This window comes from Holdemanella sp. MSK.7.32 (assembly GCF_024460475.1).
Classification (GTDB): domain Bacteria; phylum Bacillota_I; class Bacilli_A; order Erysipelotrichales; family Erysipelotrichaceae; genus Holdemanella.
On the sequence record NZ_JANFYN010000016.1, the window covers coordinates 17486 to 38008 of the forward strand.

Annotated in this window: 21 protein-coding genes and 1 riboswitch; of the genes, 9 read left to right on the forward strand and 12 right to left on the reverse strand. The window is 33.6% G+C overall.

Translation table 11 applies throughout. The features are described from left to right. Window positions 1-4: 4 nt before the first annotated feature. The 5 genes from NE544_RS05355 to NE544_RS05375 are packed head-to-tail and all read right to left on the reverse strand — an operon-like array spanning window position 5 to window position 3276. Complete coding sequence (locus NE544_RS05355; protein ID WP_117571749.1) at window positions 5-211, reverse strand: DUF1146 domain-containing protein; 207 nt, start codon at window positions 209-211, stop codon at window positions 5-7. A 1-nt stretch (window position 212) separates the two neighbouring features. Then, on the reverse strand, window positions 213-1046 hold the full coding sequence (gene ispE / locus NE544_RS05360) for a 4-(cytidine 5'-diphospho)-2-C-methyl-D-erythritol kinase (protein ID WP_256268612.1): 834 nt from the start codon (window positions 1044-1046) through the stop codon (window positions 213-215). Then, on the reverse strand, window positions 1018-1887 hold the full coding sequence (gene rsmA, locus NE544_RS05365) for a 16S rRNA (adenine(1518)-N(6)/adenine(1519)-N(6))-dimethyltransferase RsmA (RefSeq protein ID WP_256268613.1): 870 nt from the start codon (window positions 1885-1887) through the stop codon (window positions 1018-1020). Before rsmA ends, ispE begins: the two co-directional genes overlap by 29 nt. Continuing rightward, window positions 1884-2408, reverse strand: a complete 525-nt coding sequence (gene rnmV / locus NE544_RS05370) for a ribonuclease M5 (protein WP_118114752.1) — start codon at window positions 2406-2408, stop codon at window positions 1884-1886. Before rnmV ends, rsmA begins: the two co-directional genes overlap by 4 nt. Then, a complete protein-coding gene (locus tag NE544_RS05375) occupies window positions 2392-3276 on the reverse strand; it encodes a YitT family protein (RefSeq protein ID WP_118114751.1) in 885 nt (294 codons plus the stop codon). The genes rnmV and NE544_RS05375 overlap by 17 nt, the downstream gene beginning before the upstream one ends. Before the next feature lie 83 nt (window positions 3277-3359). Then, a riboswitch (purine riboswitch) is annotated at window positions 3360-3457 on the forward strand. A 6-nt stretch (window positions 3458-3463) separates the two neighbouring features. On the opposite strand from NE544_RS05375, the gene NE544_RS05380 reads away from it, so the two are divergent. Beyond that, on the forward strand, window positions 3464-4834 hold the full coding sequence (locus NE544_RS05380; protein ID WP_256268615.1) for an NAD(P)/FAD-dependent oxidoreductase: 1371 nt from the start codon (window positions 3464-3466) through the stop codon (window positions 4832-4834). A gap of 37 nt (window positions 4835-4871) precedes the next feature. On the opposite strand, the gene NE544_RS05385 is transcribed toward NE544_RS05380, so the two are convergent. Next, window positions 4872-6233, reverse strand: coding sequence for an ATP-binding protein (locus NE544_RS05385; protein WP_256268616.1), 1362 nt, complete (start codon window positions 6231-6233; stop codon window positions 4872-4874). Between the two features lie 103 nt (window positions 6234-6336). Here NE544_RS05385 and NE544_RS05390 point away from each other — a divergent pair, with 103 nt between their 5' ends. Genes NE544_RS05390 through NE544_RS05400 form a run of 3 tightly spaced genes read left to right on the forward strand, consistent with a single transcriptional unit; the run spans window position 6337 to window position 13381 of the window. Beyond that, entirely contained in the window at window positions 6337-8886 is a 2550-nt protein-coding gene (locus tag NE544_RS05390) for a PD-(D/E)XK nuclease family protein (RefSeq protein ID WP_256268617.1), read from the forward strand. A gap of 2 nt (window positions 8887-8888) precedes the next feature. Then, window positions 8889-11996 (forward strand): exodeoxyribonuclease V subunit beta, encoded by a 3108-nt coding sequence (locus NE544_RS05395; RefSeq protein ID WP_256268618.1) that lies wholly within the window; start codon window positions 8889-8891, stop codon window positions 11994-11996. 53 nt (window positions 11997-12049) lie between these two features. Further along, the gene (locus tag NE544_RS05400; protein ID WP_370866043.1) at window positions 12050-13381 is read left to right on the forward strand and encodes an NCS2 family permease; all 1332 of its coding nucleotides are present in this window, start codon (window positions 12050-12052) and stop codon (window positions 13379-13381) included. 26 nt (window positions 13382-13407) lie between these two features. Here NE544_RS05400 and NE544_RS05405 read toward each other — a convergent pair whose 3' ends face one another. Then, window positions 13408-14070: an AAA family ATPase gene (locus NE544_RS05405; protein WP_256268620.1), complete on the reverse strand. Its 663-nt coding sequence runs from the start codon at window positions 14068-14070 to the stop codon at window positions 13408-13410. A 64-nt stretch (window positions 14071-14134) separates the two neighbouring features. Here NE544_RS05405 and NE544_RS05410 point away from each other — a divergent pair, with 64 nt between their 5' ends. After that, entirely contained in the window at window positions 14135-14461 is a 327-nt protein-coding gene (locus tag NE544_RS05410; protein WP_256268621.1) for an HAD family hydrolase, read from the forward strand. Continuing rightward, window positions 14445-14918 (forward strand): HAD family hydrolase, encoded by a 474-nt coding sequence (locus NE544_RS05415; protein WP_256268622.1) that lies wholly within the window; start codon window positions 14445-14447, stop codon window positions 14916-14918. The genes NE544_RS05410 and NE544_RS05415 overlap by 17 nt, the downstream gene beginning before the upstream one ends. A 20-nt stretch (window positions 14919-14938) precedes the next feature. On the opposite strand, the gene NE544_RS05420 is transcribed toward NE544_RS05415, so the two are convergent. The 3 genes from NE544_RS05420 to NE544_RS05430 all read right to left on the reverse strand — a co-directional run bounded on the left by NE544_RS05420 (window position 14939) and on the right by NE544_RS05430 (window position 18475). Further along, complete coding sequence (locus NE544_RS05420; protein ID WP_117992973.1) at window positions 14939-15247, reverse strand: hypothetical protein; 309 nt, start codon at window positions 15245-15247, stop codon at window positions 14939-14941. Window positions 15248-15341: 94 nt separating this feature from the next. Then, window positions 15342-16244 carry an AEC family transporter gene (locus tag NE544_RS05425; protein WP_256268623.1) on the reverse strand — a complete coding sequence of 301 codons (903 nt, stop codon included), beginning with the start codon at window positions 16242-16244 and terminating at the stop codon, window positions 15342-15344. Between the two features lie 83 nt (window positions 16245-16327). Beyond that, window positions 16328-18475, reverse strand: a complete 2148-nt coding sequence (locus tag NE544_RS05430; RefSeq protein ID WP_256268624.1) for a Tex family protein — start codon at window positions 18473-18475, stop codon at window positions 16328-16330. Window positions 18476-18624: 149 nt separating this feature from the next. On the opposite strand from NE544_RS05430, the gene NE544_RS05435 reads away from it, so the two are divergent. The 3 genes from NE544_RS05435 (at window position 18625) to NE544_RS05445 (ending at window position 19948) form a co-directional block, all read left to right on the forward strand. Next, complete coding sequence (locus tag NE544_RS05435; protein ID WP_256268625.1) at window positions 18625-18744, forward strand: type II toxin-antitoxin system YoeB family toxin; 120 nt, start codon at window positions 18625-18627, stop codon at window positions 18742-18744. Between the two features lie 104 nt (window positions 18745-18848). Then, window positions 18849-19283, forward strand: coding sequence for a LytTR family DNA-binding domain-containing protein (locus NE544_RS05440; protein WP_256268626.1), 435 nt, complete (start codon window positions 18849-18851; stop codon window positions 19281-19283). Further along, window positions 19280-19948, forward strand: a complete 669-nt coding sequence (locus tag NE544_RS05445; RefSeq protein WP_118114739.1) for a hypothetical protein — start codon at window positions 19280-19282, stop codon at window positions 19946-19948. Before NE544_RS05440 ends, NE544_RS05445 begins: the two co-directional genes overlap by 4 nt. A 9-nt stretch (window positions 19949-19957) precedes the next feature. Here the strand turns inward: NE544_RS05445 and NE544_RS05450 are convergent, their stop codons facing one another. Both NE544_RS05450 and NE544_RS05455 read right to left on the reverse strand, forming a co-directional pair. Then, window positions 19958-20332 carry a type II toxin-antitoxin system HicB family antitoxin gene (locus NE544_RS05450; protein ID WP_118114738.1) on the reverse strand — a complete coding sequence of 125 codons (375 nt, stop codon included), beginning with the start codon at window positions 20330-20332 and terminating at the stop codon, window positions 19958-19960. Beyond that, on the reverse strand, window positions 20277-20495 hold the full coding sequence (locus NE544_RS05455) for a hypothetical protein (protein WP_256268630.1): 219 nt from the start codon (window positions 20493-20495) through the stop codon (window positions 20277-20279). The genes NE544_RS05450 and NE544_RS05455 overlap by 56 nt, the downstream gene beginning before the upstream one ends. Window positions 20496-20523 lie beyond the last annotated feature (28 nt).

Sequence of the window (20523 nt, forward strand, 5' to 3'; positions counted from 1 at the left end):
CTTATCAAGCAAAGCCATTATAGATTGTTAATTGTAAAATCGCCTGACTTGAAATGTACGCAAGGCAAAGCGATAAAAGAAACATTAAAATCTGCACTTTCTTAGGATTTTTTACACTACACACCTTTTCAAACTGAATACTTGAAATCGCATAAAAGCTTAAACCAAAACACGCAAAGAATACTAAATAAGAAATTACAGAAGCTGCCATATTAGCCTCCTACATGAACAATTTGAACAAAATTATACTTTTCCTTCAATTGCTCACATGCACTTAAAATCACTTCTTCATCCACACTGAACCCCAACATACTTGAACCAGACCCAGACATCAATATACGTACTAAACCTGCATCTTCCATATCCATTTTCACTTGTTCTAATTCAGGCTCAATCTCGAATGCGATTGGCTCCAGAGAATTTGCCATAGTCTGATATAAAAGATCCATGTTCTCTTCTCGAATACTCGACTCTACTAAATCTACATCCGGATGAAAAGGACGAGACTCTTTCCATTTAGAAAATGCATTCGCAGTGGAAATTCCAAAATCTGGTTTTACAACCACAATATCAAATTTCCAATCACTCTCAATTGGCGTAATCTTCTCGCCAATTCCCTTTACTCGAGCCCACTTATCATGAATGCAGAAAGGAACATCCGCACCCACTTGTTTTGTGATTTCATAAAGATTTTCTTCCGTTTCCTCAATACCTTCCATCTTTAAAACCGCCTTGCATACAGCAGCTGCATCCGCACTTCCGCCACCAAGACCTGCCTGAGCTGGAATGTGCTTCTTGATAGATACTTTGAAACAAGAATCCAAATGATAGGTATCCTTTAAAACTTGAATCATCTTTGAAACCGTATTGTTCTCTGGTAATTTCATACCTTCACATTCAACTACATCAAAATCATTTTTTTCTATCTCAATCTCATCATAAATTGAAATAGGTACCATGATCATGTCTAAAGAATGATACCCATTATCCATTCTTTTTACGACATCTAATGCTAGATTAATTTTTGCCCTTGCCTGTACTTTCATAGGTCACCTCATATAATCGAATAAAATCCTCTAACGTACACTGTTGCGCACGCGTACTCGAATCAATATTTACTTTTTCTAACAATTCTTTTGCCAGAGCTTTATCTTTCACAAAATTCTGAAAATTATTATAAATAGTTTTTCTTCTTTGTGTAAAACAAGCTTTTACCAAATCGAAGAAATAATTCTCATCTTCTAAATGATACTTGTGATGGAAAGAAAATTGAATAACCATCGAATCCACATTGGGACTTGGCCAAAATACTCTTCTTGATACGTCCATGACTTTTTTCACATCACAACGATATTGCGTAATTACGCTCAACGCATTGTATTCCTTATCATTTTCGTGTGCCAAGAAACGTTCTCCCACTTCTTTTTGCATCATAACCGTAATTCTTTCAATCTCTTCATTTGCCTCAAACAATTTAAATAAGATCGGCGTTGTGATGTAGTAAGGAAGATTCGACGCGAAAACTACCTTTTGACCAGGCTTTCTAAATTCACGAATCTTTTCATCAATATCCACCTTTAAGATGTCTTCTAATACTATCTGTAAATGATCAAAACCAATCTCATTCTCTAATACAACCGGCAATCTTTCATCAATCTCAAAAGCTACAACCTGATTACTTTTTTCGCATAAAAACTGTGTTAAAGCACCAATTCCAGGACCAATCTCAAAAACCAATTCATCTCTTGATTGAATGGCTGCATTGGCAATCTTTTCAACAACACCCGGTTCAATAATAAAATTCTGTCCAAAGCTTTTCTTTGTGAAAACTTTATACTTTTCTTGAATCTCTTTTGTCTTTTTTACTGTCGCAATCGCCTGTTTCATGAAAGACTCCTTTCTTCTATCTCTTCTTTTGTCACATTCATCTGATTTAAACGCTTAAAACATGTTTTCGCATTACAAGGACCAATATGAAAATCTTCACACACTTGAAAGCGCAAATTTTTGTTTCCAACTAAGCCTAAATCAATAAAGTCTTGCCAACTCAATACTTCTTCTTTATTCTCAAACGTTACATAATGACATAAAGCATCCCATAAATCTTCTTTACTTGCATGCTCTACACCCACTTTTTTAGGTGTTTTCGCCTTTTCTTTATTAATAAACGCATGTTTACATCCTGGCACACTACTGCCAATCAATCTACGTATATGTTCTCCTGGCGTATCTGGATCTGTAAAAATAATCACACCTCTTGTCTTTTGAGCCTGTCTAACTCGCTCAATCGTTTTCTCGTTGACCTGGTCTCCACCCGTTTCAATCGTGTCACAATCAAAAAAAGACTGCAACGTGTTTGTATCATTTTTTCCTTCAACGACAATAATTTCTTTAATATGCTGCTTCATCTGTCTCCACCACATGTTTCGATGTAAAACCAGCACCATGTACCTGATGCACATCATTCACAATAATAAACGCTTTTGGATCAATCTCTAAAACACTTGACTCTAATAATGGATATTGTTTCTGCTTAATAACACACATCAACACGGGCTTAGGCGCTTGTGTATAGCCGCCACTTCCATCTAGAATCGTTACACCACGATCCACTGTCTCTAATAAAATACGACGAATCTGTTTCCACTCTGTCGATATAATCATAACATTTTTTGCGGATTGCATGCCTAGCATTACTGTTTTATCGATTGCGACACCACAAACAAACACAGACATAATACCAATCAATGCTGGTGTTAAACCATGTGTAACCACGCCCAATAAAACTGTTAAGCCATCTACGATCATTACACTGGTTCCTTCAGGAATCTTCAGGTATTTATGTAAAATCAAAGCTAAGATATCCATACCACCCGTACTTGAATTAACTCTAAACACTAAACCTAAACCAATCCCCACAAGAACTCCGGCATAGATTGTAGCCACATAAGCTGGCATCACAAATGTATCTTTAGGAAACATTGTGGCAACCTGTGATAAACCTGTTACGAAAACCGGATATACAATTGTAGAAATCACAGATTTCATCGCAAATTGCTTTCCTAATAAAAGAGCTCCCAATATAAATAATCCAATTGTCAAACCATCAATCATCAAAACTGTATCAATCGGAAAAACTGGATGTAATGCGACAGCCACACCAGCTACACCACCCGTTAATATATTATTAGGAAGTATAAAAAAGGAAACTGAACATGCGACCACAAAGTTTCCAAGTATAATCATTATTAAATCATGTATTTTATTCTTGCTCATATGCATACCTCTTCTAGCCTACATGATTATATCATTTTTTTTATGTTTCGTTTTCAAAAATATCGCTTGCAAACAATTCACTTTATCCGTATAATAGTCCGGGTTATATAAGTTCATGATATGGTTGAACGTTCATACCTACTACCGAAAACAGTAGACTATAGCCTTCAAATAGGAGGAAAATAAAATGCAATACGATATCATTATTATTGGTGCTGGGCCTGGAGGAATTTTCTCAGCCTACGAATTATTAAAGAGTAAACCTGAATTAAAAATTGGTGTTTTTGAAGCAGGAGCACCATTAAACAAAAGAAAATGTCCAATTGATGGAAAGAAAATCAAATCATGTATCCACTGTAAATCATGTGCCATCATGAACGGTTTTGGTGGAGCCGGTGCCTTCAGTGATGGAAAATACAATATCACAAATGAATTTGGTGGAAACCTATACGAATATGTAGGTGAACAAGAAGCTATCGATTTAATGGAATATGTGGATGAAATCAACTGCAAGATGGGCGGAGAAAAAACTCGTCTATATGCAAACTCAGATGCTGCTATCGCCAAAAAATGTCTTCAAAATGATCTTCACTTATTAAAAGCGAAAGTTCGTCACTTAGGAACTGACATTAACTATGTAGTCCTTGAAAACTTATACAATGAATTAAAAGACAAAGCCGAATTCCATTTCTTTAAACACATTGATATGGTAAACAAAATCGAAGATGGATATGAGGTCGTTTGTGGGGATGAAACATATACATCTACACAATGTATTATTTCTACAGGACGTTCAGGAAGTAAATGGATGGAATCTGTATGCTCAAACTTAGGCATCGAAACAAAGAGTGATCGTGTAGACATCGGTGTTCGTGTTGAACTAAATGCCGATACATTCTCAGAATTAACAGACTCATTGTATGAATCTAAAATCGTATATCGTTCAAAGAAATATCAAGACCGCGTTCGTACATTCTGTATGAACCCTAGAGGTGTTGTCGTAAACGAAAACACAAACGGAATCATCACTGTAAATGGTCACAGCTATGAAGATCCAGCTCGATTCACAAACAACACAAACTTTGCCTTATTAGTATCAAATCATTTCACAGAACCCTTCTCACAAAGTAACCAATATGGTGAAAGTATTGCCCGCCTATCAAACATGTTAGGTGGTGGCGTTATCGTTCAACGCTTTGGTGATCTGATTCGTGGACAACGTTCAACTCCAAGTCGTATTGCACAAGGATTCGTAACTCCTACATTGAAGGCTACACCAGGAGACTTATCTCTAGTTATTCCTAAACGTCAATTAGATGACATTATCGAAATGATTTATGCCCTTGATAAAGTATGTCCATCAACAGCTAGTGATGATACATTACTATATGGTGTTGAAGTTAAGTTCTACAACATGCAAGTAAAAGTAGACAAAAACTTAGAAACAAAACACAAAGGACTATTCGTTATCGGAGACTGTTCAGGTGTAACACACTCATTAAGTCATGCCAGTGCATCTGGTGTATATGTCGCAAGACACATTACAGAAAATCTATAATACAACATAAAGTGGATCGCTTGATCCACTTTTTCATTTATTCAAACATTTTTTTCAAGTCAAACAAGTGTATATTTTTATCTTCAATCATATTTTCATTGAATCCTTCTTTCGAAAAGATATAATATACTCTTTTTAATTTGTCTGGAAAAATAGAAGCACTCTCTTTTAGATGTTCATACATGTCCTTTGTATATTTTTTATTTCTATATTTGCAATCCATCACCAACAAATATTCTTTAGTACTTGTGATACCATCTATTTCAATCGATCTGCTTAATTTTGAATTATCAACCTTATAATTCTGTATATGTGGAAAAATGTCTTCTAATTCACCTTTTTCATTTAGCATATCCATATATAAAATCGATAAATTCTCAAATTCAAACGAAAGAAATGAATCTAATTTTTCTTTATTTCGTTCAAACACAAGATTGCCATTTATTTTTATCTTCTCCTGATTTTCAAAAATTAAGGTGTACCATAATTTCAACATCGAATCCGATATATCGTAATAAATTGTTCGCTTATTTCCATTATACATATTCTTTTTTTCTACAATTTCACTCTTTATCAAGGTTGAAATATATTTAGAGACTTTAGCCTCTGCCTCATGGATATCCTCACTAATCGTTTTTATCGTACGATTTCGTTTTGAAATCGATACTAATATTGAATTATATACATCCTGTACATTCGTTGAATTTGATAGAAGTTGATCTGGCAAATTAAAAAATGTACCAAATTCATTAAATAATAAATATTGAATATTTTCATAAAATGTTTTTGTATGATCAATTGTCGATAAATAATATGGATATCCCGACATTAAACACAAATAATTAGCTTGGCTTTCAACATCCTCCATCTTGACAAATTCCTTTGCATCCATAAAATTCATTTTTTTGATTTCCATCTCAAAAGTACGTCTTTTATATAATGGACTCGCATGATTCTGTATTTCTTTTTGTAAGAATCCTATATCACTTCCCGATAAGATGACCATCATATTATCACTCGTATGATCAATAAACTCTTGCAAAACGGAAGAGAAACTAGAATCTTGACTCACTATATATGGATACTCATCTATAATTAACACAAAACGTTCATTCTTTGCGTATTCTTGAATCGATTTAAAGGCATGTTGCCAACTTGCAAAAACAAATGTATCTGGTAGATTCAACAAATGGTCCACTTCATAAGAAAAAGATTTTAAATTTCCATAACTATTATCTTGCTTAGCCTGAAACAATATACCTTTTTTACCCTTTAAAAATTCATTCAATATGGATGATTTCCCTATTCGTCTTCTTCCATACAATACACCAAATTCTTTTCTATTACTTTTATACCGACTATTTAATGCATCTAATTCCTTTTTTCTACCAACAAACATAGATCCTCCACATTATTAACTCCATAGTTATTAACTCTCTAGTTAATAATATCATTGAATGAAAAGATACGCAACATGGTATAATAATCTAGGTGATAATTTTATGATACAAATTCCAGACAACAGTACAATATTAGCTCCGGCTACCCTACATTTATCTTTATACAAAGAGATTTTAAAACAAAAAAAAGATTGCCTTGGCATACAAGTTTTAACCTTGTCTAGCTGGCTATCTTCTTTTTATCATGGACAAAATAAATCTGACATTGAAATTCTTTATTTATACAAAGATGCTTTAAAGAATATCTCTCTTTCCAATGCCTTCTATTCCAGTAAAGAAGACTATGACTTTTTAAATGCCTGTCTAGACTTTATAAAAATGGCAAAAACCTATCAGATTCATGATTTTCCTTGTTCAACCCAAAAAGAAAAAGATTTACATGAAATCTTAAATCTTCTGTATCCAATTCAACTCAAAGAAGACCAAACGCAAGATGTCCTTTCAAGTTTACCAGATTTAGAAAACATCTATATCCTAAAAAAAGAATACTCTCAATTAGACAGTTACTGGATTCAAGTGTTGATTGATCATGGCGCAAAATGGCTCGGCGATAAGCAACTGTTGACAACACACTACTACAGTGTTGCCAACGCACGCAAACAAATGGAAGTCATCGCAAATCTTATTATTGAAAATGACTATTCAGCCGATGATATTTTCATTGCCCTAAACAACCCAAGTGACATCAATGTTTTAACCCAGATTCTTACAGCACATAAGATCCCATTCACAACTATACAAGAAGTTCATACTACATCTATATATAACGAGTGGATCCATTATTTAACATGGGCTAAAGATATGGATTTAAAAAGTTTTTTAAACGTAGTTCAAACCCTATATCCAAATGACAATTATCTATTGCAGTATTACACATTGTTCCCTGAACAATTTTTAAAATTTGAACCTTTCTTAACTACACTTCCATACAAAGATAATGAAATCATTGATTCCTACCAATTCACATCCTACCAAAAATTAGAACAAGACACTTTAGAATGGATACACGATCATGCCTTCTTATTTGATGCATACGATTTTATCAAGATGGCCAAACACATTCAAAATCTACATGAACAAGTCACAAAAGAAGATTTGAATGCCTTCAACGATGTCATGTCACTTATCCAAGATGTGCATACACACATTCATAATGCGAATGATTTAAACATCTTGATTCACCAAATCCAAAATCTTTCTGCCAATCAGAAAGCCAATTCCATTGAAGGGGTATTCATTGGATCTAGACAAGACATCACAAATTTAAGGCCCATCGTCTTTTTAACTGGAACAAATGCCAGTGCATTTCCTGCTTTAAAGTTACATACTGGAATCTTTGATGAGGCCTATGTACAAAACACGGATTTACCAAATCTTGAAACACGCATTCAAAACCAGCAGGCTCAAATCTTTGACTGTTTGTCTTTGTGTGAAATTCTTTATGTATTCTATCCACAAAGTGATTATCAAGGAAAAAATTATGAACCAAGTTCTGACATAGAAAATTGGCTCCAACAAAAGGCTGAGTTTATCACTACGCCCGATTCTTTTAATTGGACTACCCCAAATATCGATTTAAATGAAACAACAGCTAAATCCATATTCTTTAAGGATGATCATTTTAAAGGATCTATTTCAAGACTCGAATCCTATGCACGATGCCCTTTTTCCCATGCACTAAAATACGGCTTATATTTAAAAGAAAAAGAAGACATCACAGACATTCGAATTCGTGGAAGCATATTACATCATGTTCTAGAAGTGATTTCTAAAGATAGACAAGAATATACTTCTTTATCCAAAGAAGAAATTCATCACTATGTTGAAAATGAATTTTCCTTCGCAAAAGAAGTGCTTTTACAACAAGTTCCATGGTTTGATTCTCAAATTGAAGAAATCACAGAAAAACTTATGTTGATTTTTGAACAACTCCATAACTTCGAATCCAACTGGCACATGAACATGGATAAACAAGAACATAAGTTCTCTTATTCCTACCCATGGAATGGATATACCATTGATTTATATGGCTATATTGACCGAATCGACAGTTCAAACACATCTTTTTGTATCTTTGACTATAAATCAAGTGATAAAGATATTAAAATCGATGACTTTGAAAAAGGATTATCTTTACAGTTAGCCACATATACGTTAGCTTACGAAAAAGAATCCGGTTTAATCCCTGTAGGATGTTTCTATATTGCACTAAGGACAACCCCAGAAACATTCACTTATGGAAAATTAAATTATCGCAAAAAAATCCCTGAACTCACTGTGAACGATGAAAAAGATATTGCGGATACATTTAAAGTCAATCGAAGATTAAATGGATGGCACTTTAGTGATGCGAGCATTTATTGTGATGACATAAAACGATATATGCCTGTAAAAAGAGCCAATCCAAGTTTAGAAACCATCAAAGAGGAATGGACTCAAGTCGTTGACAGTCTTTTAGAAGACATTAAAAGTGGACAAGCCCTACCTAATCATGTCCAAGATGCATGTAAATTCTGTGCTTACAGATCTATTTGTCGAAATTCAGCGAATGAAGTTGAACCAATGCTTCGTGTAGAAAAGGAGGAAGAATAAACATGGATTTTTCAATTCCCCAACAAAAAGCCATTGACATTCGAGATACAAATATCGTTGTCTCTGCCAGTGCCGGAAGTGGTAAAACAGCTGTTTTAGTAGAACGTTTATGTCAGCTTGTATTAAAAGACCATATTTCAATCGATTCTATCCTGGCAATGACTTTCACAAAGGATGCGGCGGCTGAAATGAAGGCACGTCTTCTTTCCAAATTAAAAGAGCAACCAAAAACAGAATATATCCTTCAACAGATGGCTCTACTTGAAACAGCCAGTATTTCTACTATTGATAGTTTCTGCTTGTCGATTGTACAAAATTATTACTATAAGATTCCCATTTCTTATACGATGTCCAAACAAACGGCATCCTCAGCCCAAACGCGCATCGCCTTTGACAACGCCTATAAACATGCGATTCAAGATTTAGACTTGGATGCATACACAAAATTAAAAATGTATTTTCTCTCTTTTGGAAAAACAGAAGAAGACATTCAAAAATACATTGAAGATATTTTGGCAATCCTCAACTCTAAATCCGAAGAAGACGCTACGGCTTGGATTAAAAACATTCAAGATTCATATACATATTTAAGCCCAGAATTAATGGAATATGCATTGAAATACTTTCACAATCATTGTCTTGCGATGACTGAAATATTAGATGAAGTAATCGATCAAATCGCAAAGCCTGAAGATTATGAAGTCAAAAAAGACTATTTATCAAAGTGTTTAGATGCCAACTCGTATTCAGATTTTAAAGCTCAATTTGAATTATATTTAAAAAATACCATCGGTTTTAAGAAGACAATTGATAAGGTGGACTACTCAAAATATCAAACTTCTTTTAAAGATCATGAAACAAAGATCGTAGAAAACTTATTTGATGAAGAATTCTATTTAAAGGACATTCAAAATCATAAAGCTTTAGTAGATACCTTATTTGAATTAACCAATAAAGTAAAGCTATACTTTCAATTAGAAAAGAAGAAAATGGAAGTGATTGACTTCAATGATATGGAGCACTTTGCGTATCAACTCCTTCAAGATCCGATGATCAAAGAAGAAATGTACAATAAATATCAGATGATTCTAGTGGATGAATTTCAAGATACCAATGAACTTCAAGAAAAAATCATTGCGTCTTTCTGCCATGAAAATAACGTATTTAGAGTGGGTGACATTAAACAATCCATCTATGGTTTTAGACAAGCCAATCCAAAAATCATGCAGGATTGGATGAAAAAGGAAGATATCAACAACACCCCTTTATTATTGCAGGAAAACTATCGTTCCAATGCGAGTGTTATTCAATTCAACAATGATTTTTATAGTAAGATCATGAACAATGAATTATTGGGAAAACAATTTGAAGAAATCGATATTGCCAATGTAGGTACGAAAGGACAAATGGAAAGTCCTCAGTATCCAGTTCGTTTCTTATATACAGAATATAAAGATGAAGAAGGCAACAAAGCTACCATCAAAAAGAATCACAATGAGAATCGTTTTGATTTGATTGCACAAGATATTATCGAAAAGCACAAAGCAGGCATGCCCTATAAATCGATGTGTGTGTTAACTCGTAATCATGCGCCTCAAGAAAAACTGAAAACAGTTTTTGAGGCCTACAACATTCCAGCTATGATTACCATTGATCATGGATTCTACACAAATCCTGCCATTCAAATTGTACTTTCCACTTTAAAAGCTTTAGAAGATTTAACCGACGACATTGCGTTATGTGCTTCTTTAATGTCTCCATTATTTAATGTATCTTTTTCTCAAATTGCGAAGTGCTGCATCGGAAAAGAAAAAGGCACATCTTTATATATGAGTATTAAAAACGAAGATTTCATGAAACCCTTCTTTGAATTATATGTAAATAGAAATCAAACGATTGTACAACTGCTACAATATATCTATGCCTATAATAATTTCTATTATGCTTCTACAACCATTCAAGATAAGAATAACTTAGATTATTTATTAGAATTAGCAACCCAGTATGAAAATCAGAGTGACATCCATGGTTTTGTCCTACAACTATCTAAAGATGCAACGCAAGATCAAACTCAGGAAGCAAGCTTGTATGGCAAAGAAGATGATGTAGTTCAAGTAAAGACAATGCATCAATCTAAAGGTTTACAATTCCCTGTTGTATATATTCTTTCGCAACATGAACAAAGAGATAAACATGGCAGTTCATGCATCTTACTTGATTCAATATTAGGATTATCTTTAAAAGGCTTAAGTAATGATTATAAATATAAGTACAATTCAATATATCATTTAGCTCTACAAACAAAAAAAGAATTGGATGATCTTGCAGAAGAAATGCGTGTATTCTATGTGGCGACAACACGCCCTCAAAAAGAATTGGTCATTGTAGATACGATTGAAAGCATTGAAGATTTTTATAGTCCATTAAACGCCTATACTCTATTAGAAGATGAAAGTTATACAGGATGGCTTTTACATACATATGCCAACTCGAGTGATTCTTTAGTTATTTTTGATAAAAAATCAGAATTATATGAAAGACCATTAAAAGTGCGTCAAAATAATAAGTCTTACAAGCTTCCTGTCTATACGAAAACATCCGATGTGTTCTCGAGTCAGACGGCTAGTGGGGCCAAAACGAAATTAGACTGGAAAGAGATTTCTCTTACTAAAAATATAGGAACGCTTCGTGGTACTTTATTCCATGAAATTGTGGCGCAATGTTCATATCCTTATCAACAAGAAGAAATTCTTTCTTATGCGAATTCTTATGGATATACTTTAAAGGATTATGATATCAAACAGATTCTAGCTTTAAATTCGAATGCACTCTATGCTTCATGGATGAACGAAAAGCATGTATTTGAACAAAGCTATATTATTAAAGAAAAAAACCAAGTCGTTCATGGATTTATGGACTTAGTTATCTATAAAGAAGATGAGATAATTATCATTGATTTTAAAACAGATGCCGCGGATAATGAAAATAAATTAATTGATATGTATGCCCCTCAGCTTCAAACTTATAAACATTCAATGGAAAGAATAACGGATTTACCGATAAAAACGTATATTTATGCTTTTTCTCTATTTGAATGCATCCTTTTATAATGACTTATGCTACAATGGAGGGGTCTTTTGAAAAAAAGAGAGAAGGAGAGAGAATCGTGGAAAAATTCTTTAAATTGAACGAGAAAGGTTCAAACGTTAAGACAGAGCTTATTGCTGGTCTTACAACATTCTTGGCTATGGCCTACATTCTTGGGGTTAACCCTGCAGTATTGGCAGATGCTGGTATGGATAAAGCATCTGTATTCCTTGCGACAGCTATTTCTGCTGGTGTGGCAAGTATTATTATGGGACTTGTTGCCAACTACCCAGTTGCATTAGCTTCTGGTATGGGTGTAAACGCATTGTTCGCCTACACAATCTGTGGACAAATGGGCTTTAGCTGGGCAGCTGCATTAAGTGCTGTATTCATTTCAGGTATTATCTTTATTCTTATTTCTGTTACTGGTGTTCGTAAAGCTATTATCAACGCAATTCCAGTACAATTAAAGTTGGCAATCGGAGCCGGAATTGGTTTCTTCATTGCGTTTGTTGGTTTAAAAAATGCGGGTATTATTGTAGCTAGTCCTTCAACATTTGTAACAATTGGAAACTTAACAGATCCAACTGTATTACTTGCGATTATTGGATTGTTGATCACAATTGCATTAGTTATTAAAAATGTTCCTGCAGCCGTTTTCGTAGGTATGGTTATCACTGCTGTGATTGGAATCATCCTTGGATTCATAGGAATGGCTGGTATGCCTACTTTACCTGAACATTTCATTTCGTTTGATTTTGAATTACAAGCTGCTGGAGCTTGCTTCTCAGGAATTTCTGAATTATTCGCAAATCCATTCCAAGCTTTCGTAGTTATTTTCTCATTCTTATTCGTTGACTTCTTTGATACAGCTGGAACACTTGTTGCGATTGGTAACCGTATTGGTTTGATCAACGATAAAGGTGAACTAGAAAATGCTGAACAAGCATTGCTTGCTGATGCGGTTGGTACAGTATTTGGTGCAGTTTTAGGTACTAGTACAGTAACTAGCTTTGTTGAATCTAGTTCTGGTGTTGGTGTTGGTGGACGTACAGGTTTAACTGCATGCACATCTGGTGTTTGCTTCTTACTAGCCGTATTCTTATCACCACTTATCTTAAGTACAGTTACGAACGCAGTTACTGCACCAGCATTGATTGTTGTTGGTATTATGATGGCACAACAGTTAAAAGGTATTGACTGGGATGACATGATTTTTGCCGCTGCTGGTTTTGTCACTGTTATTATGATGATCTTGATGTATTCTATTTCAAATGGTATCGCATGCGGATTCATCGTTTATACAATTGCCATGATTGCAGCTGGTAAAGCTAAAGAAGTTCACCCAACTGTTTGGGCATTAATGATCATCTTCGTATTGTACTTCGCTACACCTTACATTATGTAAAAGAAAAAGTCGGGTTTCCGACTTTTTTAATACTTATTATCTTTTTCATATTGATTTTCAAAGGCATTCTTAAATGTGAGGATGCCTTTTTTTGCATCATAAAATGAAGCAAGTAATTGTACTGTTTCTTCTGTACTCATCTTCGACGTATTGATCATCAATGTATAGTTACGTGGATTGCCCCATTTTTGATTGGTATAGAATTCATAAAATCTAGATCTTTGCGCATCTTTTTCCTGCACAATTTTCTTGGCTTGTTTGGCAGGCACTTGATATTCATCAATCGACCATTGAATACGTTCTTCTACATCACTGTAACAGAATACAGAAATAACATCCGGATTGTCTTTTAAAATATAATCGGCACATCTTCCTACAATAACAGCATCTTCTCTTTGGGAAATCTTTTGAATAAAATCACTTGCCATATCATAGATTTGTGTATTCACACTTAATTCTGTAATATTTCTAAGTCCTAAAAGGCCTTTAGATTCTATTGTAAATAAGCCATTCGCATCTTGTTTTTGATCTTTAAAGAAGTCAGCGCAAACTCCCATATTTACTGCAATTTTCTCCAAAATTTGTTTATTATAATAACTAATATCTAAATATTCAGCTAATTTACGAGCAATTTCCCTTCCATTGGATCCAAACTGCCTCGATATCGTTATAATCACATTCTTTTCCATGCCAATACCCTCTTTTTCTTATATCATACAATAATATGATAGAATAGTGTAGTGGAGGAAGGTTATGAAAAAAATTATTTTTTTAGATTTAGACGGAACTCTATGGACATTTGAAAAGATTCCTAGTTCTGCATTAAAAGCGATTGAACTCGCAAGAAAAAATGAGCATAAAATATATATAAACACAGGTAGAACACGTTGTGAAATCCCTCAATTTTTATTAGATATGAATTTAGATGGCTATTGTTTTGGGGCTGGCAGTGAAATTATAATTGATAATAAACAAGTACTTTTTGAACCATTAAAAAAAAAGAGACACTCAATTTATTCAGCACATTGCCAAAGATTCAGGCTTTTCTTTAGAAGGAAGCAAAATGACATTTACGAATGAAAAAAACAGAGAAAGAATGTTGCAATTTAATACGGATAACCGTATGGGAAATCGTTTCTTATCTTTTCCAGATATTTCAACAATTACCGACGATGATTACAATCAAGTCATGAAAGTCAGCATTCATTTTGACTCACTTTCACAAAGAGAAGAAATATTAAGACAAATCCCTAAACATTTAACATTCACAAACTTCTTGCATCTAGGCGGAGAAATCACACATTCAGAATACAATAAAGCTACGGCTATTCAGTTTGTCAAAGACTACTACAGTGAAGAATATGAAACAGTTGCGATGGGTGATTCTGAAAATGATTTACCAATGTTAGAATATGCTGATATTTCAGTTGCGATGGGAAACGGTGTCAAAGAGGTAAAAGAAAAAGCCGACTATGTCACAGATAAAATTGACAATGACGGCTTATACAAAGCTTTTAAATATTTAAAGCTATTTTAGAATCAGAAATGATTCTTTTTTTACTGTTGTTGTTCTTTCATTACATCTGCGTATTTTCTACGACCTGGATGTAAGTTATCAACATAGTAACGAACTGTTAAAGTTCCAGCAACCTTAGTACGAATCTTAGGCTCTACAATAAAGCCATCTCCTTCTAACATTGCATCTAACATTGCTTTGCAGCAACTTGCTAAATTTTTTACCCCTGGTTCACATTCATTCATAAACTCTTTAGCATTCACTTCGATGTATAACCACATTTTATCATGAGCTTCTTGTTTCATTTCCTGTAAACGAGCAGCATACTGTTCTTGAGTCCATTTTTCCATAATCATGACATCCTTTCTTATATCCTAATCATACATCATTCTAATCAATAACTCAAACTTTGGCCTTTATTTACAGTTACATTGGTCACATTTTTCACAAAGTGTGCAAAATAAACACAATTGGAATCGTTGCCACACACGAAACACTTGTCAAGAAAATAGCTTTACTAGCAAGCGTTGCATCCTCTCCATACATAAATGCATATACACTAGAATTACTTGCCACTGGCATACACATAATGAGTATAAGTGTATTTTCAATCAATGGATCCATGTAAAATAAAGAAAGAGAAAACATATAAAACAAAGGTAATAAAATCATTTTAAATATTGTAAATGCCCATACTTTTACATCCAACAACTCTTTGATATCCATATTCACTAAACCAGCGCCAATAACCATCATAGATAGTGGCGTTGTAACATTACCAATATACGTGCAAGTCTGTGCCAAGACATACGGAAGCTTAATATTAAAGATACAAAGGACAAGCGCAATAATGGAAGCAATCATCGGACCATTCATAAATTTCTTAAGCGAAAAACCTCCCTTACGAAATAAACTCTCTCCATATCCATACATTAAACAGTTTAGTGGCAATAAAAATAAAGCTCCATAAAGCATGGCTTGATCCCCTAATATGGCTTGAATAGCGGGTAATCCCATAAATCCGGCATTGGTAAATAGAATCATAAATTGCCAAAGGGATTTATTTTCTTGAATGCGTAAAACTTCTACAATAACTTTAGAGACAATCCCTGTAAAGATTGTGAAAATTGAAAAAATAACAAGTACATTGAACAGTTCATTTCCAGTAAATGGAGATCCATTTTTAACCGAACTAATAATCAAGCCTGGAATCCCGATTTTTAACAAGATATTTGATGCATATACATTTACTTCGTCATTAAAGATGTTCTTTTTAGCTCCCACAAAACCAACAATCATAATCAATAATAAAATAGTCATTTGTATAACAATTGTTGTGATATTCATAATAATCCTCTTCCCTTAAATTAAAAGGACAACAATGCGTTGCCCTACATTTGTAAAGATAATAATCCTCTATTTGTTGATTGTCAATTTGGATTGACCATTGTTAGTTGTACCTTTTGTTTCTCTTGATCAATATTGTATACCCATACCGTAACAATATCTCCTACAGAAACAACATCACTTGGATGTTTTACTCGTTTTGTACTCATCTTTGAAACGTGAACTAAACCATCTTCGTGTAGTCCAATATCGACAAAGGCACCAAAGTCAACAACATTACGTACTGTACCTTCTAGCTTATCATTAATATGTAAGTCTTCGATTTCCAATACATCTTTTCTTAGTAATGGCGCATCATATTTATCTCGATAATCTCTAAGTGGCATACAAATCGCATCTAAGATATCCTTCAATGTATAACTATCTAATCCTGTGTCTTGCATCAATTGTTTTGTATCACACTCTGAAATCACGTCTTTTGCCTTTTGTGTTCCCAAATCCGAAGTATCCAGACCTAATTCCTTCAACAATACTTTCGTTGCCTTATACGATTCAGGGTGAATACTTGTACGATCTAACGGTTCTTTTCCATCTTCAATACGTAAGAATCCAGCTGCTTGTTCAAAGGCTTTTGGACCAATCTTAGGGATCTTTTTAATTTGTGTACGCGATTCAATTTTTCCATTCTCTTCACGATATGACACAATACTTGATGCGCTCGCATTATTTAATCCCGCAACATTTTTAAGTAAAGAAACACTGGCTGTATTGATATTTACGCCCACGCGGTTAACAGCTTTTTCAACTACGAAATCCAAACGTTCTTTTAATCTTGCGGTTGGCAAATCATGTTGATATTGACCAACACCAATCGATTGAGGGTCAATCTTGATTAATTCTGAAAGTGGATCCATCAGTCTTCGTGCAATAGAAATGGCACTTCTTTGTTCAACATGTAAGTCTGGAAATTCTTCAATAGCTAATTTAGAAGCACTATATACACTAGCTCCTGCTTCAGAAACAATGGTATAGGATACTGGTAAATTAAATTTTTTGATTGTATTCGCAACGAAAGCTTCACTTTCTCGACTTGCCGTACCATTGCCAATCGCAATTAAATTCACATGATATTCTTTACATAATTGAACTATTTTTTGTTCAGACTCTCTTACTTTCGCATTTGGCTGATGTGGATAAATCACATCAACTGTTAATTTTTTACCAGATGCATCAATAACAGCCAATTTACATCCGGTTCTAAAGGCAGGATCAAAGCCTAGAATCACTTTATCTTTCATAGGTGGTTGAAGTAAAAGTTTTTCTAAGTTCATAGAAAATACGTCAATACTTGATTCATGTGCCTTTTCGCTTAAAGCTGAACGAACCATTCTTTCAATGGAAGGATAGGCAAGTCTTTTTAAACCATCTAAAATAGCAGCACGAACATACTCACTTGTACCACTGTTAGTAAAGCGAATAAATCTTCGGCATACCCAGTTTTCGATATATTCTTCGTTAAAGGAAATCGAAACATTTAATACTTTTTCTTTTTCCCCACGATCAATGGCCATAACACGATGCGGTGCCAATGTATTCACTCTTTCTGAATAGTCATAATACATTTTATAAACTTTATGATCATCTTCATGATCTTTCTTTTCAGTTGTAACAATACGACCAAAATTTGTCATTGAATCCAATATTTTATTACGCACATCCACATCATCACTCACTTTTTCGGCAATGATATCGCATGCACCTTGAATGGCAGCTTCACGATCTTTTACGTTTTCATTGATATAAGCATCTAATTCTGTTTCTTTAAAATAACGAGGAAAAGACATAAAAGTATCGGCTAATGGCTGTAGACCATTGGCAATCGCAACACTTGCACGCGTCTTTTTCTTTTGTTTGTAAGGACGATAAATATCTTCTACTTGTGACAATTTTGTACATGCGTTGACATTCTTTATTATTTCATCATCCAATTTTCCTAATGTTTCAATACGAGCTAAGACTTCTTCCTTACGCTTAGCTAAATTCACTTGATACGCATAATTTTCTTGAATGACACGAATTTGTTCTTCGTCCAAACCTTTTGTACGTTCTTTACGATAACGCGCAATAAAAGGAACTGTAGCTCCTTCTTCTAATAATTCCAATGTATTCTTAACTTGCGAAATCGCAATATTCAGCTCTTTCGCAATTAAGGAAATTATATTTTCATCCATAAGTTTATTTACCTCATTTCAACTCTATTATTATACCAAAGAATTAAAAACTTCGTCTTACTACATGTGAATATTTATTACAAAACTCAGTTTTGAATATAAATAATTTATGATGTCTGAAGAAGGATTGGCAAAGTCTCATTCTTCAATTGGAAAATTTTAAAGGATTTGAGAGTCGTAGAATTAATAATAAAGATTGTTTAATATATAAGATTGATGAAGGAGCTATATATATAATTAGTTGCAGGCAACATTATACAGACCACTAAAGAAGTGAATTTTCACTTCTTTTTTCTTGACCACTTAGTCTTATATTTTTACCACTTACTTTTCAAGACTATACTTTTAAATATTCATATGAAATAATAAGGCCATGAAAGTAAGAATTGAGATTGATGATTCATTAAATGAAGATGAAATCGTCATACATACAAAAGAATATACTGAGGAATTGCAACAATTGATTTCTAATTTTAAATCAAAGCCGAGTATACAATTCTTTAAACAAGATACAGAGTATTATCTAGATTTAGATGCAATTCTATTCTTTGAAAGTGACAACGGAACGGTATATGCGCATACAGCCAATGATATGTTTTCTACAACACAGAAATTGTATGAATTAGAAAATATATTGCCAAACTCCTTTTTGAGAATTTCTAAATCTACAATAGTGAATATTCAAAAAATTTATTCTCTGTCGCATTCTGTATCGAGTCATCTCATTACTTTTCAAAATAGTCATAAACAAGTGTATGTATCAAGAATGTACTACAAAGTATTAAAAGAAAGAAGGAATCATTTATGAAAAGAAATTGGTTTTGGGGCATTATTTGTATTCTAGGTGCCATATTAATTTTTGGAAACTTATTTGGAATTATTCAATTTAACCTTAGTCTATGGAAAATTGCTGGAACTCTTATCTGTCTATCCGTTATTATCGACGGAATCAAAGAAAGAAGCTTCTACAGCCCCTTATTTGGGATTGCGATTATTTTCTATTTATTCAAAGAAGATTTAGGTTTTGAAGATATTTCTCTATGGCTTCTATTATTAGCTACTTGGCTATTAGCTTGGGGACTTACAAGCATTATTCATCCCAAAAAAAGACACATTGAAATAGAAGATATTGAATATTCTACAAATTCCATCATCAATATTACTTCTAGTTTTGGTGAAAAAGTTCAATATATTCAAACCAATGATTTACAATATGTGACCATTGATTCAAAGTTTTCAGGATTGAAACTCTATTTTGATCAGGCTACCATTCAAAATCAAGCTACGATTGAAATCGATGGAAATTTTACAGGTATTGAACTCTATATACCTAAAGAATGGAATGTACAAAGTCATGTTCGCGCCTTCTTTGGTGGAGTTGATGAAAAAGGACAGCCATCATCTAGTGGCTATCCAACATTAAATATCACAGGGCGTGTTCATTTTGGTGGAGTTGAAATCCATTATATCTAAGAAAGACAATTAACGTCTTTCTTTTTTATATTCCGCATCATTTTTTGCGAGAAGATACAAACAATATTGATTCATACTAATGCCTTCCTCTTTAGCGTGTATAGATAAGGATCTATGAAGACTTTTGGGTATTTTTAATTTAAATTGTCCTGAATACGATTGTAGATCACTAGGAAGCGGAATCTCTTTTCCATCTTCTAACATACCTAAAATCCATGTTTCTTTTGCGTCTTTGGCTAGTTCTAACAAGTCATCTAATGAATCTGAACATGTCATACATCCAGGAAGATCCGGATAAGATAAGACATATCCTCCTTCATCTTTATCTTCAACAATTTCCATACGATACGACAGATTCATGTAGTATTTGAGTTCTTGATTCATATTCCTTCATCTCCTCTTCTATCACTTTTTTTATCATTTTTACATACACCTTTTTTATAGGTTTATGTCTTGGAATCACAATACGATTACATCCAGATTTGACAAATGAATAATGACTTGATCCGCCTTTAGGTTGTTTGATCTCATATCCATATTCTTTCATCACTTTAACTATCTCTTCGAAACGAATA

What these genes read in the sequence shown, in the direction of transcription:
- NE544_RS05380 (WP_256268615.1), top strand. Translation starts at nt 3,464, where the DNA reads ATGCAATACGATATCATTATTATTGGTGCTGGGCCTGGAGGAATTTTC.
- NE544_RS05355 (WP_117571749.1), bottom strand. Translation starts at nt 211, where the DNA reads ATGGCAGCTTCTGTAATTTCTTATTTAGTATTCTTTGCGTGTTTTGGT.
- NE544_RS05375 (WP_118114751.1), bottom strand. Translation starts at nt 3,276, where the DNA reads ATGAGCAAGAATAAAATACATGATTTAATAATGATTATACTTGGAAAC.
- ispE (WP_256268612.1), bottom strand. Translation starts at nt 1,046, where the DNA reads ATGAAAGTACAGGCAAGGGCAAAAATTAATCTAGCATTAGATGTCGTA.
- NE544_RS05440 (WP_256268626.1), top strand. Translation starts at nt 18,849, where the DNA reads ATGAAAGTAAGAATTGAGATTGATGATTCATTAAATGAAGATGAAATC.
- NE544_RS05455 (WP_256268630.1), bottom strand. Translation starts at nt 20,495, where the DNA reads ATGAAAGAATATGGATATGAGATCAAACAACCTAAAGGCGGATCAAGT.
- NE544_RS05420 (WP_117992973.1), bottom strand. Translation starts at nt 15,247, where the DNA reads ATGGAAAAATGGACTCAAGAACAGTATGCTGCTCGTTTACAGGAAATG.
- NE544_RS05425 (WP_256268623.1), bottom strand. Translation starts at nt 16,244, where the DNA reads ATGAATATCACAACAATTGTTATACAAATGACTATTTTATTATTGATT.
- rnmV (WP_118114752.1), bottom strand. Translation starts at nt 2,408, where the DNA reads ATGAAGCAGCATATTAAAGAAATTATTGTCGTTGAAGGAAAAAATGAT.
- NE544_RS05390 (WP_256268617.1), top strand. Translation starts at nt 6,337, where the DNA reads ATGATACAAATTCCAGACAACAGTACAATATTAGCTCCGGCTACCCTA.
- NE544_RS05385 (WP_256268616.1), bottom strand. Translation starts at nt 6,233, where the DNA reads ATGTTTGTTGGTAGAAAAAAGGAATTAGATGCATTAAATAGTCGGTAT.
- NE544_RS05450 (WP_118114738.1), bottom strand. Translation starts at nt 20,332, where the DNA reads ATGAATCAAGAACTCAAATACTACATGAATCTGTCGTATCGTATGGAA.
- NE544_RS05405 (WP_256268620.1), bottom strand. Translation starts at nt 14,070, where the DNA reads ATGGAAAAGAATGTGATTATAACGATATCGAGGCAGTTTGGATCCAAT.
- NE544_RS05430 (WP_256268624.1), bottom strand. Translation starts at nt 18,475, where the DNA reads ATGGATGAAAATATAATTTCCTTAATTGCGAAAGAGCTGAATATTGCG.
- NE544_RS05445 (WP_118114739.1), top strand. Translation starts at nt 19,280, where the DNA reads ATGAAAAGAAATTGGTTTTGGGGCATTATTTGTATTCTAGGTGCCATA.
- rsmA (WP_256268613.1), bottom strand. Translation starts at nt 1,887, where the DNA reads ATGAAACAGGCGATTGCGACAGTAAAAAAGACAAAAGAGATTCAAGAA.
- NE544_RS05395 (WP_256268618.1), top strand. Translation starts at nt 8,889, where the DNA reads ATGGATTTTTCAATTCCCCAACAAAAAGCCATTGACATTCGAGATACA.
- NE544_RS05415 (WP_256268622.1), top strand. Translation starts at nt 14,445, where the DNA reads ATGACATTTACGAATGAAAAAAACAGAGAAAGAATGTTGCAATTTAAT.
- NE544_RS05410 (WP_256268621.1), top strand. Translation starts at nt 14,135, where the DNA reads ATGAAAAAAATTATTTTTTTAGATTTAGACGGAACTCTATGGACATTT.